Genomic DNA, 14,723 nt, shown 5'->3' on the forward strand with positions numbered 1-14,723 from the left:
CGGGAGAGGGGAGAAAACAGTGCGGCATTTCAAGCCACACGCCGCAACTGCCGCACCGAGTTCGCAAAAAGTGGCGCGGCGCGTTCTGCCGCCAGCGCAATCCGATCGGCCAGTGCCTTGCTGCCCACCTGATAACCATCGAAGTCGGACGTGGACGCATATACGCCGATCGGCAGTGTCAGCGCCTGCAGGAAGCTGAACAGCGGGCGCAACTGGTGCTCCAGCACCAGCGCATGGCGATCGCTGCCGCCGGTGGCGGCCAGCAGCACTGGTTTGTCGGCCAACGCATCCATGCCGACCAGATCGAACAGATGCTTGAAATGTCCCGGGAACGAGCCGCGATACACCGGCGCGGCGGCGATCAGCAGGTCGGCCGATTCGATTGCGGCCAGTTGCGCGGCGATGTCGGCAGGCAGTTCGTCTCGCGTCAGCGATGCGCCAAGCTGCCGGGCAATACTGCTCAGGTCGACGACCTGCGTATCGAACACTAGCCGCCGGTCCAGTTCAGCGAACAAGGCCTGGATCAGGACAAGGGTGCGGGACGGCTGATGGGCACTGCCGTTGACGGCGACGACTTTCAGGGGCGTGGACACGTTGTGGCTCCGGTTGATCAACCCTTACCTTAGCGCCGTGCCCGGCTGTTGCGAACGAAGCAATTCGACTATGGATAGATGCAAAAACGGCGGCCCTGGGGCCGCCGTTCTTCGCTTCACGCAATGGTATTCGCCGGTCGATGTTTAGAACGAGGGCACCATCGCGCCCTTGAACTGAGTCTTCATGAACTGGCGCACTTCTTCCGAGTGATACGCCGCCACGAGCTTCTTCACCCACGGCTTGTCCTTGTCCTGCGTGCGCACGACGATGATGTTCGCGTACGGGCTATGGATGTCTTCCATGGCGATCGCGTTCGTCGTCGGCTGCAGGCCGGCGGCCAGCGCGTAGTTCGTGTTGATCACGGCAGCAGCCACGTCAGGCAGCGCGCGGGCGAGTTGGGCGGCGTCGAGTTCGACGATCTTGATCTTCTTCGGGTTGTCGGCCACGTCCAGCGGCGTGGCGTTGACGCCATTGGTGCCCACGCCCGGCTTCAGCTTGATCACGCCCTGCGCGGCCAGCAGCAGCAGCGCGCGGTTCTCGTTCGACGGATCGTTCGGGACGGCAACCTTGGCACCTTGCTGCAGGTCCTTCTGCGACTTCAGGTTCTTCGAGTAGATGCCCAGCGGCGAGATGTAGGTGTAGCCAACGCTGACCATCTTGTACCCGCGCTGCTTGATCTGGCTATCCAGATACGGCTGGTGCTGGAAGCTGTTGGCGTCCAGGTCGCCCGCGTCGAGCGCGGCGTTCGGCTGCACGTAGTCGTTGAATTCCACCACCTTCACGTTCAGGCCGTTCTTCTTGGCAACCTTCTGCACCACTTGCCAGACTTCGGCGTCCGGCCCGCTGACGGTGCCCACGCGGATGGTCTGTTCCTGGGCTGCCGCGCTGCCGGCGGCTACGACACCCAGCGCCACGGTTGCGGCAGCCAGGGTCTTCGAGATCGAGAGCATTTTCATAGGTCTTGTTTTTCCTGGGAATCGAGGAGCTGCCATCTGGTTTGGATGACAGTCAGGCCACGCCGGATAGAGGCGCGGCCGAGGCCGAAGCTTACATTAATGTCCCCCGGCGTGTTCCGCAGGCTGCATCTCGTGGGGGTATTCGCAGAACTACAGGCAGACCTATTGGCAGAACGCCTGCGGGGGCGCTGACTTCGGGCCAGCGCCCCCGCATGTGACTGTGGCGGCTTCCGCCGCGATGCTTCAATCAGAAGCCCCTAGCCGTGGTGGTCCTCGTGATGCTCGTCGTGGTGGTCGTCGTGGTGGTCGTCGTGGTGCTCGTCGTGGCGATGCTGGTCATGCGGATGGTGACGGTTCCACTCGTCGCGTTCCCACCAGCGGTGACCGTCCCAGTAGCGGTCGCCATGCCAGCCGATGATCACTGTCGGACCCGCCACCACAGCGGGGGGCTGTCCATAGACCACGGGCGGGGCCGGCTCCACATAGACGGGGCCACCCTGTGCTTCCACATACCCAGCCGCAAGTGTGACGGTGGAGGCGCCTGCGGCAAGTACGCCAAGGGTGAGGCAAGTTGCGTAGCGTCGGAACATGATGATCCTCTCTGGAAAAGAACCAGGTACCTTCAATCTACGGCGGCAAGCTCGCCGGCTGTCTGCTGCGCAGGCTGAAAGGCTTGTCGGTCCTTGTCCTATATCGCCTTGCTGCGCCAAGCGCCGTAAAAGGCGCTTGGCGCGATCCGCGCGATCAGTATCTTCCCGTAGTTGCGGTTAAGAACTTCTTTCATCGCCCGTAAATGGATAAGATCCCACGCCATCGAAAACGCACAAACGGCGAGAACGCAGTCTAGCCATCACATCATCAGGAATGGGCAAAAGCGACGAGGAATCGCTTCGATTAACACTTATCGCCGAACTGGCCGCTGGCCGGAGCGGTCCCGAGGCGCCTGCCGAACATCCTGGCCCGATATGTGAGTGGCAATACGACCATCGCAACGCAATGTTCCGGTTTGATCCGGACTCCGCCGGCGGCGCCTGTCTCGGTGACGCGTGTCGGCAGGCCGTTGCGCTCCAGACGATTGCCGAACGCGTGCCCGAAGACGAACGCGCCGGATTTATCGGCACGTTCCAGCATTGGCAACCCGGCCAAGCGCCAATTCGCCTGACACACCGGTTGTGGAACCCACGCAGCTCGCGCTGGATGGACGTACGGACGATTGGCTATCCGTCCGCTGATGGCTCGCTGATCGGCTTTTCCGAAGACATCTCCAGATCGAACGATAGCGAGGAGATTCTCAGCCGCTATCGCACGCTTCTGGTTACGTCTGGCGTCTTCGGCAACATCTGCTACTGGACGCTTGATTATGCCGATGCCGTCTACCAGGTCAGCGACGACCTGGTCGAGCAGATTGGCTTTCCGCCAGGCACCTCGCGCATCCCTGAATCGGATTTCAGTTCCCGCATCCATCCCGACGATATTGCGCATACCGTTGCCCTGCGGCGAGCGGGGACGCGGGACGACACCGCCACGATTCTCGAATATCGCCTGTGGAAGGCCACGGAGCAACGCTGGATTCACGTGCGTTCCCCGCTGTTCTTTGTGCGAGACCCGCACGGCAAGCCCGTGACAATGTATGGCTTCACCCAGGATGTGACCGAGCAGAAGGAGGCGGAAGCCAGGCTGCGGCGCGAGCATCAACGCATCGAGTCGGCACAGATCCTCGGACGCATGGGAACCTGGACGCTCGATCTGGCCACCCGCATTTTCCGTAGCAAGGCCTTCGCGCTGGAGATGAGCGGCATCCCTGCCAACGGTGAACTCGAGGTGAACATCGAGGAAATCCTGAGCGAAGTACACCCTGACGACCGCGACGCATTGGCCAATATTCTTGATCGGGCAAACCAGCCGATCGAGCCGCAGGAGTGTGAATTCCGGCGCTGGCACCCAACCGATCGGCGCTGGGTGCATCGCAGGCTCGTGGCCCAGGTGGCCTGCGATGTCGAAGGCAAGCCATATGAGCTGCAAGGATTCACCCAGGACATCACAAGGCAGAAGGAAACCGAAGAGCGCCTGCGAGTATCGGCATCGGTCTTTGAGCACAGCCGCAGCCTGATCATGATCACCGATGTCGACCGGCGCATCATTCAGGTCAACCCGGCATTCTGCGAACTGCTGGGATATGCCGAGCACGAAATCATCGGCCGCACCCCCGACAGCCTCAATCGTCTGAAGCTGACCAAAGACATGTGGCACGGCATCATCGAGAAGCTGACGGGCGCAAGCTACTTCTCGGGAGAGATCTGGGCCACGGACAGGGCGGGACAAGACGTCCTGATTGCGGTCACGATCTCAGCCGTCCGGGACAGCCACGGCGAGATCGCGCATTTCATTTATGTCGGTGAGGACATCACCCAGCAACGGGCAGCGGAAGCGCAGATCAACCAGCTTGCCTACTATGACGCGCTGACCAGACTCCCAAATCGCACATTGCTCCGTGAGCATGCCGATGCGGCACTGGCCGAGGCGCGACAGTGCTACGGGGAGGCTGCACTCGTCTTTCTCGATCTCGATTACTTCAAGAACGTGAATGACTCGCTTGGACATGCCGCCGGCGATCAGTTGCTCAAGGAGATCGCGCGAAGGCTGCAAGCCTGCGTAGGTTCGATGGGGATGGTCGGGCGGCTGGGCGGTGACGAGTTCCTGATCATCATGCCGAGCGTCGGCATCGAGCCTGCCCGTCGCGTTGCCGGGCAACTGGCCGAGACGCTTTCGCAGCCCATGGTCATCGAAGGCAACAACCTGGTTGCTACATCGAGCATCGGTATCGCCATCTATCCGCGCGATGGAGACAACTACGCCGAGCTGATGCGTGCGGCCGACGCGGCCATGTACAAGGCCAAGCAGGACGGGCGCGGCACAATTGCCGAGTTCGCGCCGTTGATGCGCAACAAGGCGCGCAAGTAGCACCTCGGGTAACCCCTCGCCAAAAGCCAGCCTGCAAGCCGTTGCTGGTCAAAGACAACGGATGTGACGCCTGATCTACACGAATCCCGGCCGCGAACGTGTAAACTCCCCGTTTTTTTCCAACCTGGCGACATGACGCAAGTGCCACAGCGCACGGGTTTCAGCGGCCCGAAACTGATACGCCTGCTGGCCCGCCTGACGGACGCCGAGGCTTCCGGCGCCGCGCCATCGCTGTCCGCCGAGATAAGCCGATGGCTTGGGTGGACCGACGCCATCGCGCTGTCGGCCGCGCTCAAAGGCAGTCCGCCGGAAATACCGTCCGGCGCGCCGGCGCGCGCGGGTATTGGCGCAAATCATGGCGGCGGGAGTATTGGCGAATCCGCCGGCACCCATGTGCGCGCCATGCTGACCGCTGCGATCACCGGGCAAGGCGTATCGTCCGACAGCCGCCGGCGCATGCCGACGCGTACGGCCGCGCCTGATCCGGCCGAGTCCGACTTCGCCGTCCATCGCGGGCGCTACATCGCGCTGCAGCAGCAGATGGAGCGCGAGATCGCCGGGCTGCGCGGGCGGCTGCGCACGGCCCTGGCGTCGCGCACGCCGCAGGCGGCACAGTTGGCCATGCTCGATGCCGTCATGGAGCAGGTGCTCGGCGCACGCGAACAGGCCGTGCTTGCGGCGGTGCCGGGGATGTTGGAACCGCATTTCACAAGGCTGCGCGCCGCAGAGGGCGCGTGGCTCAACGTATTTCGCAGGGACATGCAGAGCGTGCTGCTGGCCGAGCTGGAGATCCGCTTCCAGCCGCTGGATGCCCTGCTGGCCGCCCTGCGCGAAAGCTGACCGATCGACATGAACAGACACCTCACACCACTCGCCGCACTCGTAGTATTTCTCGCGGGCCTCGCCGTGGTCGGCTGGGTTGGCGCTGGCTACGCGGGCACGAATGCGCTGGCGCTGGCCGTCACGCTGCTCATCGGCGGCTTCTACGTGGGCGGCGCGTTCGAACTGCACCGCTACCGGCAGGCCACTCCCACGCTGACCGTCGCACTTGCCGGCCTCACCGCGCCGCCGCCAAGCCTTGGCGCGTGGCTTGACCGCCTGCATCCGAGCCTGCGCAACGCCGTGCGCCTGCGTGTGGAAGGCGAACGCGTGGCGCTGCCGGGCCCGGCAATGACGCCGTACCTGGTGGGCCTGCTGGTGCTGCTGGGCATGCTCGGCACGTTCCTCGGCATGGTGGGCACGCTGCGCAGCACCGGTGTGGCGCTGGAAAGCGCCGCCGACCTGCAAGCCATTCGGGCCTCGCTCGCGGCGCCGGTCAAGGGCCTTGGCTTCGCGTTCGGGACGTCGGTGGCCGGTGTAGCCACGTCAGCCATGCTTGGGCTGCTCTCGACGCTTGCCCGCCGAGAGCGCGTGCAGGCGGCGCAGTTGCTGGACGAACGCATCGCCAGCACGCTGCGCGTGCATTCCCGCCATCACCAGCACGACACGGTCTTCGCGCTGCTGCAACGGCAGGCCGAACTGATGCCCTCGCTGGTCGATCGGCTTGACACCATGGCCGCGGCAATGACCCGCCAGAACGAAGCGCTCGGCGAGCGCCTGTCGGCCAGCCAGGACGCCTTCCACGCGCGCACGGACGCAGCCTATGCGCGGCTGGCCGATAGCGTCGGGCTGTCGCTGAAGGATGGCATCGCCGATAGCGCCCGCTCGGCCAGCGCAGCGATCCAGCCCGCCGTGGATGCCACGATGGCTGGCCTGGCCCACGAAGCGGCCACCATGCGAGACGCTGTCACGCAGACCGTGCAGCGGCATCTGGACAGTCTCTCCACCCGCTTTGACACCACCACCACCACCGTGGCCGACACCTGGCACCATGCCCTTGCCGAACACCGGCAGGCCAACGCCGCCCTCACATCGGACCTGCGTGCATCGCTCGACGGATTCGGCGAAACGTTCGCACAACGCTCGGCAGCGCTGGTCGACGGCATCGGCACGCGCCTGGACACGGCCACTGCCGGCGCGGCCCGGACGTGGGACGCCGCGCTGTCGCGCCTCGAACACACCGGCGAATCGCTCGCCAGCGCCAACCGCCAGGCGATGACCGACGCCTCGGCCGCCTTTGCGCAGCATGCCGCCGGTATCGCCGGCACGGTCAGCCAGTCGCACGCCAACCTGCAATCGCAACTGGCCGAGCAGGAGACGGCCCGCCAGACGGCACTCGCCACGCGCGATGAAACGCGCCTCACTGCGTGGCGCGACACGCTGGCCAACATGGCCGCCACGATGCGCGACGAGTGGCAGCAGGCAAGCACACAGGCAGCAGCGCACCAGCAGGAGGTGCGCAACGCCCTGTCCCAGAGCGCCCGCGATATCTCCACGCACGCGCAGGCCCACGCCACCGGCACCGTTGCCGAGATCGACCGCCTGCTGCATGCGGCCACCACGCTGCAGGCCGAACTGGCCTCGCGCGACGAGACGCGCCTCACCGCGTGGCGCGACACGTTGGCCGGCATGGCCGCGACGATGCGCGACGAATGGCAGCAGGCAAGCACGCAGGCCGCAACGCACCAGCAGGACGTGCGCGACGCCCTGTCGCAGAGCGCCCGCGACATCGCCACGCACGCGCAGGCCCACGCCATCGGCACCGTTGCGGAGATCGACCGCCTGCTGCACGCGGCCACCACGCTGCAAGCCGAACTGGCCTCCCGCGACGAACAGCGTCTTGCCGTCTGGCGTGACACGCTGGCCGGCATGGCCGCCACAATGCGCGACGAATGGCAACAGGCAAGCACGCAATCCGCCGACCACCAGCAGGAGATCCGCGAAGCCCTCTCCCAGACCGCCCGCGACATCGCTACGCACACGCAGCAGCAGGCCAGCGGCACGATCGCCGAGGTTGCCCGCCTTGCACAGATTGCGACCGAGGCGCCCAAGGCCGCCGCCGACGTCATCGCCGAACTGCGCCAGAAGCTGACCGACGGCATGGCGCGCGACAACGCGATGCTGGAGGAGCGCGGCCGCCTGCTGGAGACGCTTGGCACCCTGCTCGACGCCGTGAACCACGCCTCCACCGAGCAGCGCGCGGCGGTGGATGGGCTCGTTACGACGACGGCCGATCTGCTGGAGCGCGTCGGCACGCGCTTCACCGAGCAGGTGGCGCAGGAGACAGGCAAGCTGGACGGCATCGCGGCGCAGGTCACGGGCAGCGCCGTCGAGGTGGCGAGCCTTGGCGAAGCGTTCGGCATGGCGGTGCAGGTGTTCAGCGCATCGAATGACAAGCTGGCCGAGCACCTCGCCCGCATCGAGGCCGCGCTCGACAAGTCAATGGCGCGCAGCGACGAGCAGTTGGCCTACTACGTGGCGCAGGCCCGTGAGGTGGTCGACCTGAGCATGCTGTCGCAGAAGCAGATCCTGGAAAACCTGCAGCAGTTCTCCGCCCAGCAGGCGGGCGCCGAGGCAGCATGACGGACGATATCGACGCTGGCGTGGAGCCAACCGTCCCGGCCTGGGCGGTGTTTGGCGATCTCATGTCGGTCATGCTCGGGGCCTTCGTGCTGGTCCTGCTGGGCGTGATCGGCGTGCAGATGGAGCTGTCGGCCCGGCTGGAGAATGAGGTCAAGCAGCGGCAGGAGGAGCTGAAGCGCCGCCAGACGCTGGAGCAGGCGCTGGCCGGGCCGCTTGCGGCCGGACGGGTCACGCTCAAGGACGGGCGCATCGGCATCAGCGGCAACGTGCTGTTTGCCGTGAACTCGGATCAGTTGCAGCCGGAGGGCCGCGCACTGCTCAAGAGCCTTGCCGCACCGCTATCGGCCTACCTGGGCGCGCGCGACGAGATCCTGATGGTGAGCGGCTTCACTGACGACCAGCAGGTCAAGGGCAGCAACCGGCGGTTTGCCGACAACCTCGAACTGTCGGCCCAGCGCGCGCTGACCGTGACCCGCGCGCTGATCGAAGCGGGCGTGCCGCCATCTTCGGTCTTCTCGGCAGCGTTCGGCTCGCAGCAGCCGGTGGCGCCGAATGCCACGGAGGAAAGTCGTGCGAAGAACCGGCGCGTGGAAATTGCGCCGGTGCCGAGAGTGCCCGCCAGCACCGCCGCCGCAGCCGGAACCGCGGCCACGAAACCCCATGCATAACGACGGCCCGCGCGATCCTCGCGACTTGCTCGACGGCTGGCGCGACAGCGGCGCCGACCGCGCGGACCCGGTCCGCTTTCGCTTCATCGAGGCGATGGCGCGCCGCGCCGCCGACTACAGTGGCGAAGCAGGGCAACTGCTGGAGGCGCGGGTGGCCCAACTGGTCGCCGATTATGGCGAAGTGCTGGCACGCGCCTCTGGCGAGGTACCGGCACCCGAGACACCGCCACAGCAGCCCGGCGCCCTCGCCGATCTTGCGGCACTCAGGGAACGCCTCGACCGGCGCACGCACCAGGCTCTCGTCCCCACGACCCACGCGCCCACGGCGCCCGCCGGCCCCGCCCCGGCTCCGCACCGTCATCACCATGCCGAACCGGAACTGGCCGACTACTTCCGCGACACCTGGGCCCGCGTCAGCGTCGACCGGCAGTTGCGCCAGTCGCAGGCTAGCGTGCCCGGCAACGCGGGGCCGTTGAACACGAACCATCTGGTGCATCGCTCGCTGTCACTGATGCGCGAGGTATCACCCGGGTACCTGGAGCAGTTCCTGTCGTATGTCGAAGCGCTGTCGTGGCTGGAGGGCATGCACGCGATCTCGCTGCTGCCCGACCGCGAGGCGCCACGCGCACCGGCGCCGCGCAAGACGAAGGCCAAGCCAGGCAAGACGGGTACCCGCACCGGCTGAACAGGCCGGCCGGATCGGCCCGGATCGGTCCTCCCCCGACCGCCCGCTGCTCAAGGCGTTATCGCCGTTCAAATTGGACAGCCAAACGCGAAGTTCCGCCATAGACTGAGTTGAACGCTGTCCGTCACCCGACGAGCGCCGGTTTGCTTCAGCCGTGACACCAGGAACTCCGTGGCCAGGACTGACCCATGCTTGCCCCGCGTGCCCGAAAAGGCACCCACCGAGGGCCTTCCTGCGTATCGAGGCGGCTTTCTCAGCCGCCTCGTCTCGCTGGTCATGGGCATCATCGTTGTCACCGCCACGCTGGGTGGCTGCGCGGGGAGCAAGCCAACTGCATCCGACCCCGGCTATCAAGAGCGCGCCGTGACACGCACGGAGGGCGGGCTTCGCGTATCGACAGCGGTGCTGTCGCCCGAAGAAAGCCTTGCCGTTTATGGCGTGCCGCTTGCCGACAAGAACATCCAGCCGGTCTGGATCGAGGTCCAGAATCGCGAGGATCGTAACTACTTTCTGCTGTCGCCTGGCCTGGACCCGAACTTTTTTCCCGCATCGGAGGCGGCCGAAGCGTTTGCCGGCAATACCTCACGCGATCAACTTGCCGAGCGCGACCGGCGTTTTCGCGATCTTGGCTTTCGCAACCCGATCCAGCCCGGGCAAACGGTCTCCGGATTTGTGCTGACCAACCTCAACGAAGGGGTGAAGTTCGTGCAGATCGACCTCGTCGCGAAAGGGCGTGCCAGGACCTTCTCCATATTCGAGGCCGTACCGGGATTTCAGGCCGACTACAAGAAGAGCCAGGTTTTCAAGCGGGCCAACGATCCCCAGGCGCCCGTCGTGAACTACACGGACGACGAGAGCTTCCGTGCCGCGCTTGAAGCCCTCCCATGCTGCCTGACAAACGAGGATGGCTCGAAGAACGGCGACCCGCTCAATCTGGTGATCGTCGGGGGCCTGGAGGACGCCTTTCCGGCACTGGTCCGTCGCGGCTGGAGCGTCACCGAGGAAAAATGGTCTGGCGCGATCCGGCGAATGGTCAGCGCAGCGCTGTCTGGCGAGCGCTACGTCAACGCACCCGTAAGCGACCTCTACCTGTTTGGACGCGCCCAGGACCTTGCACTGCAAAAAGCGCGGGACACCATCCACCAGCGCAACCATATGCGGCTCTGGCTCAGTGACATCCGCTATCACGGCAAACCCGTCTGGGTAGGACAGATCAGTCGCGATATCGGCGTTCGTCTTACGATTCACTCGCCGACGCTGGTGACGCACAAGATCGACCCCGATGTCGATGAGGCACGCATTGCGCTGACCGAAGACATGGCGTACTCGCAGAACCTCGTCCGGATCGGGCTCGTGAACGGCGTGGGCGCGGCACCGCAGAGCGCGCCGCGCGAAAACCTGACGACTGACCCCTATTACACCGACGGCTATCGCGATGTGCTCGTATTCGATCGGGAACCGACCGCGCTTTCGAAGATCACCGTTTTTCCGTGGATCACGCCATACAAGATCCTGCACGTGGATCCCGGAGCAAAACCATGAGCCACTCACCGCCCCGGCATCGTGCGCTGGCCCGTACGGCGTGCCAGTTTTGCCTCGCACTCATACTGGCAGGCTGTTCGACCTGGCACGCCCCGGCTCAGACCGACATTGAAGCGCCGCGCGACCGTGCGGTCAGCGAGACCAGCCATGGCGTCCGGACAAGCGCGGCCGTGCTTGGGAGCGAAGACAGCATGCGGATGTTTGGTGCCGACGTCAGCAAGTCCGGCGTGCAACCGCTCTGGGTCGAGGTGCAGAACGGGACGTCACAACCGCTCTGGCTTCTGCGCGCGGGTACCGACCCCGATTATTATTCGCCGCACGAAGTCGCGTGGTCCCTGCACTCGATGCTCGGCGGAACAACGAATGCAAGCATCGATCAATACTTCGGAAAGCTCGGGTTCAGGAACCCGATCCCTCCGGGAGAGACGCGCACGGGGGTCCTGTTCACCAACCCTGACCACGAGCTCAAGCTCGCCAATTTCGATCTGCTTGGCAACCAGACCTTGATTCCGTTCTCTCTGCTGCTGCAGGTCCCCGGCGGCAAGATGGATCCGAACCTGGCGCAGATTCCCTTCCCTTACCCCGAATCGGTGGCGCCGAACTATCAGGATCTCGCCTCACTGCGTGCTGCGCTCGAACACCTGCCCTGCTGCGCCACGGACGCAAGTGGAACAGTGCAAGCGGACCCGCTCAATGCCGTTGGCATTGGCCAGCTTACGGATATCGGCGCGGCTCTGGTGCGGCGCAACTTCCGGCGCGACGAGCACCCGTTCGACCAGGCCCAAAGGCTTTTTGGACGAGCGCCTGACTTCGTCATGCGCAAGGAGGCACAGGGCGGCGCGCCTGCCACGTGGATACGCGGCTGGCTGGCTCCTATGCGCTTTCAGGGCCAACTGGTTTATGTCGCACAGGTCGGGCGTCCAGTAGGCGGACGATTTCTGCCGCGTGGCGAGTCTCATCAGATCCTGCATGAGAACGTCGACGAGGCGAGGAACCTGCTGATCCAGGACCTCATGTACTCCGGTGGGCTGGAAAAGCTTGGATTCGTGAATGGCGTCGGCCCGGTATCGGAATCGCACCAGCGAAGCACGGCGGGCGGCGCAGCCTATTACACAGACGGTCTGCGCGCTGTTCTCTTCTTTGCAACGCGCCCGCTCAGCCTTTCGGACGTGGAGTTCCTCGACTGGGTACCGTACCTTGAAGCGCCCCCTGTTCGTCAGTACGGAGGAGCCGGCAATGCGCGCCAATGACTCGAACCCCAGGCCATCCGTCTCGATGGGGTCGGCAATCCGGCAGGCTTTTGCCATGCTGGCGGCAATTCCTGTGTGCGCCCTGCTCGTTGCATGCGCTGCCGATCCTCTGTTGCCCTATTCGACCGAGACGATGCCGCTCGCGCTTGTCCCGGCATCTCAGGCAGGGGTTGTCGACAAACGGGGGCGCTTCCGCGAGATCTACTGCGCGGTGCTCGAAGCGCGGGGACAAGCGCTGCCCGATTACCGGCCGTGCGACGAAGCACTGACGCGCCTTGGCACTGAACCCGCTGGTACCGGCAAACCCGTCGACCTGGGCCCGTCCCGGCGGCATCTTGTCGCAGCGGTTGTACCGGGGATCGGCTACGACTGCTTCAGGCGCTGGCTCGATTCGCCCGGAACCGTCATGACGCACCTGCGGCAGTTTGGCTTCGACGCAATGCTGCTAGACGTCGATGCGCTATCAAGCTCGACAAACAATGCGCGTCAGGTGCGCGACGCGATCCTGGCAATGCCAGTGCAGGATGGCCCGCCGCGCCTGGTGCTAGTTGGTTACTCGAAGGGCGCCCCTGACATCCTCGAAGCTCTGGTCGCATATCCCGAAATCAGAAGCCGCGTGGCGGCCGTAGTGAGCGCGGCCGGAGCGGTTGGAGGATCGCCACTTGCCAATGATGCCAAGCAGTATCAGGCCGATCTTCTGCGCCACTTTCCGGAAGCGACCTGCACCTCTGGTGATGGCGGCGGCGTGGAAAGCCTGAGGCCGGCAACGCGCATGGCATGGCTCGCACAACATCCGCTTCCGGGCGACCTGCATTACTACTCGGTCGTGACGTTCCCGGCGCCGGAACGCATTTCATCGATTCTGGAATCGAGCTACAAGAAGCTTTCGCGTGTTGATGCCCGAAACGACAGCCAGGTCATCTTCTACGATGAAGTCATCCCTGGAAGCTCGCTTCTCGGTTACATCAATGCCGATCACTGGGCGCTGGCGGTGCCGATTGCGCGTACGCATCCAACGGTTGGAGCACTCTTCGTGACGCAGAACGCCTACCCGCGTGAGGCCCTGATCGAGGCAATCCTGCGCTTCGTGGAGGAGGACCTGGCGGCGTCCATCAAGTAATGGTTGCGCGCATGGCGCCTGCAGGCCCGCTCCAGCGCCACTTCAAGCGACTGGAGACGGGTTCCCGGCTGGTGCCTTGATCAATAGGGGGCGTTCACCACGACGTATTGCGATCCCTGTGGCTGATACCACGTGCCGCCGCACTGCTGGTAGACCATGCCGCCGTAGTTGACCGGCACACAGCCCGGCGGCACCGTGCGGACCATCGAGCCGATCACCGCAGACGTCACCGCCACCGTCGCCGTGACGGCCGCCGCCGTTGCCACCGGGTGGTAGTCGTTGTCCCATCCGCCGCAGCATCCGCCATGGTTCTCGACGTTCACGTTGACGTTGGTATTCTTGTTGACGTTGACGTTGCGGTTTGCGTTCACGTTGTTGACGCTGTTGACGCTGCTGCTCCGCACGTTGTTGGTGCGCGCGTCCGCGTTCACGTTGTTGACCTGCCGCGCGCCGCCCGCACCACCGCCTCCTCCACCTGCGCGTGCGCCGGCCACCTGCCCGCCGCCACGAGCTGCCGCCGCCGTGGGCGCCCAGCCCGATGCAGCCAGAACCAGCGCGGTAGAGCACACCGTGAACAGCTTGCCGAATGCGTATGTCATGGCGGGCTCCTTAACGGGACTTCAGGGGAACGAACTCGGCGGACTTGGCGCCCGGCGGCGGCGTGAACGCGAAGGTGGCGTTGCCGAACTTCGGGTTCAGGTTCCACCTGTAGAGCGTGATCGACTGCGGCCGTGCCTCGTCCGTGCGATTCGTGATGACGAGCTTGCGCGGCAACGGGCGTGCGCCAGCGGAAATCCAGATCTGCCAGTCGAACTGGCCCTGCCGGAATGCATAGTGATTGCACAGGTCACCGGCAATGATGTCCTGCCCGGCGTTCATGGCCGACGTCATGTTGTCCACCGGGGCGGCGGGCGTACCCCAGAGAAACAGATCGGCCGACGGCACTTCGACGCCGTAACGGTCCCTCAGCCTATCGACCAGCGCGGCAAGGTTCTCGCTGAACTGCGCCTGCGAGTAGTACTTCTGCTCCGGCTGATAGAGCGTGACGGTCTTGCCGTCGTAGATCAGGTCGCGCTGCGAGCGCGCACTGCGCATCTGCGCACGGATCTTGTTCGGCTGTACCACGTCGAGGTTGGCGGTAGCGGTGTGTTGCAGCTTCTGTCCATCCTGCAACACCCGCTCGCCGGTCAGGCTGATGTCGACTTCAAACTGCTTGAGAGTCTGCAGGCTGGCGCCCATGTCCTGCAGCGCCTTGATGGCGGCCGGGTCCACCGCGTTGGCGTCGGGCTGCGCGGGGCTCGTCTGGGCTGCCGGGGCGGGCGCAGCCGCAGGTGGATTGACCGGCTGGCTGGATGTCGCCGGCGGCGTGCTGCTGCAGGCCGCCATGGCGGCGGCGGCGAGCAAGCTCAGGACTAGCTTACGGGGCATGGTGAACTCCATTTGAGAAGACAAGCTTGAGGCGGGAGCCGGGTCAGTGCCCGTCTC

General features: G+C 64.9%; 13 protein-coding genes. 8 read left to right on the forward strand and 5 right to left on the reverse strand.

Features of this window, described 5'->3' with window-relative positions:
* Window positions 1–29 precede the first annotated feature (29 nt).
* From msuE to B552_RS0126570, 3 genes are all read right to left on the reverse strand, one after another.
* A complete protein-coding gene (msuE, locus tag B552_RS0126560; RefSeq protein WP_019452100.1) occupies window positions 30–593 on the reverse strand; it encodes an FMN reductase in 564 nt (187 codons plus the stop codon).
* A gap of 144 nt (window positions 594–737) precedes the next feature.
* Window positions 738–1,550: a MetQ/NlpA family ABC transporter substrate-binding protein gene (locus tag B552_RS0126565; protein ID WP_019452101.1), complete on the reverse strand. Its 813-nt coding sequence runs from the start codon at window positions 1,548–1,550 to the stop codon at window positions 738–740.
* A gap of 257 nt (window positions 1,551–1,807) precedes the next feature.
* Window positions 1,808–2,140, reverse strand: a complete 333-nt coding sequence (locus B552_RS0126570; protein ID WP_035880393.1) for a hypothetical protein — start codon at window positions 2,138–2,140, stop codon at window positions 1,808–1,810.
* Window positions 2,141–2,546: 406 nt separating this feature from the next.
* Between B552_RS0126570 and B552_RS27970 the strand changes: the two genes are divergently transcribed.
* From B552_RS27970 to B552_RS0126610, 8 genes are all read left to right on the forward strand, one after another.
* Window positions 2,547–4,511 carry a sensor domain-containing diguanylate cyclase gene (locus B552_RS27970; RefSeq protein ID WP_026036080.1) on the forward strand — a complete coding sequence of 655 codons (1,965 nt, stop codon included), beginning with the start codon at window positions 2,547–2,549 and terminating at the stop codon, window positions 4,509–4,511.
* Between the two features lie 132 nt (window positions 4,512–4,643).
* On the forward strand, window positions 4,644–5,351 hold the full coding sequence (locus B552_RS0126580; protein ID WP_019452104.1) for a DUF3348 domain-containing protein: 708 nt from the start codon (window positions 4,644–4,646) through the stop codon (window positions 5,349–5,351).
* 9 nt (window positions 5,352–5,360) lie between these two features.
* Window positions 5,361–7,973, forward strand: a complete 2,613-nt coding sequence (locus tag B552_RS0126585) for a DUF802 domain-containing protein (protein WP_019452105.1) — start codon at window positions 5,361–5,363, stop codon at window positions 7,971–7,973.
* Window positions 7,970–8,641, forward strand: a complete 672-nt coding sequence (locus tag B552_RS0126590; RefSeq protein WP_019452106.1) for an OmpA family protein — start codon at window positions 7,970–7,972, stop codon at window positions 8,639–8,641. Before B552_RS0126585 ends, B552_RS0126590 begins: the two co-directional genes overlap by 4 nt.
* Entirely contained in the window at window positions 8,634–9,326 is a 693-nt protein-coding gene (locus tag B552_RS0126595) for a DUF2894 domain-containing protein (RefSeq protein ID WP_019452107.1), read from the forward strand. Before B552_RS0126590 ends, B552_RS0126595 begins: the two co-directional genes overlap by 8 nt.
* A 276-nt stretch (window positions 9,327–9,602) precedes the next feature.
* Entirely contained in the window at window positions 9,603–10,868 is a 1,266-nt protein-coding gene (locus tag B552_RS0126600; RefSeq protein ID WP_035880397.1) for an LssY C-terminal domain-containing protein, read from the forward strand.
* The gene (locus B552_RS0126605; protein ID WP_019452109.1) at window positions 10,865–12,118 is read left to right on the forward strand and encodes an LssY C-terminal domain-containing protein; all 1,254 of its coding nucleotides are present in this window, start codon (window positions 10,865–10,867) and stop codon (window positions 12,116–12,118) included. Before B552_RS0126600 ends, B552_RS0126605 begins: the two co-directional genes overlap by 4 nt.
* The gene (locus B552_RS0126610) at window positions 12,105–13,238 is read left to right on the forward strand and encodes a hypothetical protein (protein WP_019452110.1); all 1,134 of its coding nucleotides are present in this window, start codon (window positions 12,105–12,107) and stop codon (window positions 13,236–13,238) included. Before B552_RS0126605 ends, B552_RS0126610 begins: the two co-directional genes overlap by 14 nt.
* An 80-nt stretch (window positions 13,239–13,318) precedes the next feature.
* Here the strand turns inward: B552_RS0126610 and B552_RS0126620 are convergent, their stop codons facing one another.
* Window positions 13,319–13,837, reverse strand: coding sequence for a hypothetical protein (locus tag B552_RS0126620; protein WP_019452111.1), 519 nt, complete (start codon window positions 13,835–13,837; stop codon window positions 13,319–13,321).
* 10 nt (window positions 13,838–13,847) lie between these two features.
* Complete coding sequence (locus B552_RS0126625; protein WP_026036081.1) at window positions 13,848–14,666, reverse strand: DUF2092 domain-containing protein; 819 nt, start codon at window positions 14,664–14,666, stop codon at window positions 13,848–13,850.
* Window positions 14,667–14,723: the final 57 nt, after the last annotated feature.

Source organism: Cupriavidus sp. BIS7 (assembly GCF_000292345.1).
Taxonomy (GTDB): domain Bacteria; phylum Pseudomonadota; class Gammaproteobacteria; order Burkholderiales; family Burkholderiaceae; genus Cupriavidus.

Coding starts and splice junctions, on each gene's coding strand:
- B552_RS0126565 (WP_019452101.1), bottom strand. CDS start 1,550: ATGAAAATGCTCTCGATCTCGAAGACCCTGGCTGCCGCAACCGTGGCG.
- B552_RS0126570 (WP_035880393.1), bottom strand. CDS start 2,140: ATGTTCCGACGCTACGCAACTTGCCTCACCCTTGGCGTACTTGCCGCA.
- B552_RS27970 (WP_026036080.1), top strand. CDS start 2,547: ATGTTCCGGTTTGATCCGGACTCCGCCGGCGGCGCCTGTCTCGGTGAC.
- B552_RS0126580 (WP_019452104.1), top strand. CDS start 4,644: ATGACGCAAGTGCCACAGCGCACGGGTTTCAGCGGCCCGAAACTGATA.
- B552_RS0126585 (WP_019452105.1), top strand. CDS start 5,361: ATGAACAGACACCTCACACCACTCGCCGCACTCGTAGTATTTCTCGCG.
- B552_RS0126590 (WP_019452106.1), top strand. CDS start 7,970: ATGACGGACGATATCGACGCTGGCGTGGAGCCAACCGTCCCGGCCTGG.
- B552_RS0126595 (WP_019452107.1), top strand. CDS start 8,634: ATGCATAACGACGGCCCGCGCGATCCTCGCGACTTGCTCGACGGCTGG.
- B552_RS0126600 (WP_035880397.1), top strand. CDS start 9,603: ATGGGCATCATCGTTGTCACCGCCACGCTGGGTGGCTGCGCGGGGAGC.
- B552_RS0126605 (WP_019452109.1), top strand. CDS start 10,865: ATGAGCCACTCACCGCCCCGGCATCGTGCGCTGGCCCGTACGGCGTGC.
- B552_RS0126610 (WP_019452110.1), top strand. CDS start 12,105: ATGCGCGCCAATGACTCGAACCCCAGGCCATCCGTCTCGATGGGGTCG.
- B552_RS0126620 (WP_019452111.1), bottom strand. CDS start 13,837: ATGACATACGCATTCGGCAAGCTGTTCACGGTGTGCTCTACCGCGCTG.
- B552_RS0126625 (WP_026036081.1), bottom strand. CDS start 14,666: ATGCCCCGTAAGCTAGTCCTGAGCTTGCTCGCCGCCGCCGCCATGGCG.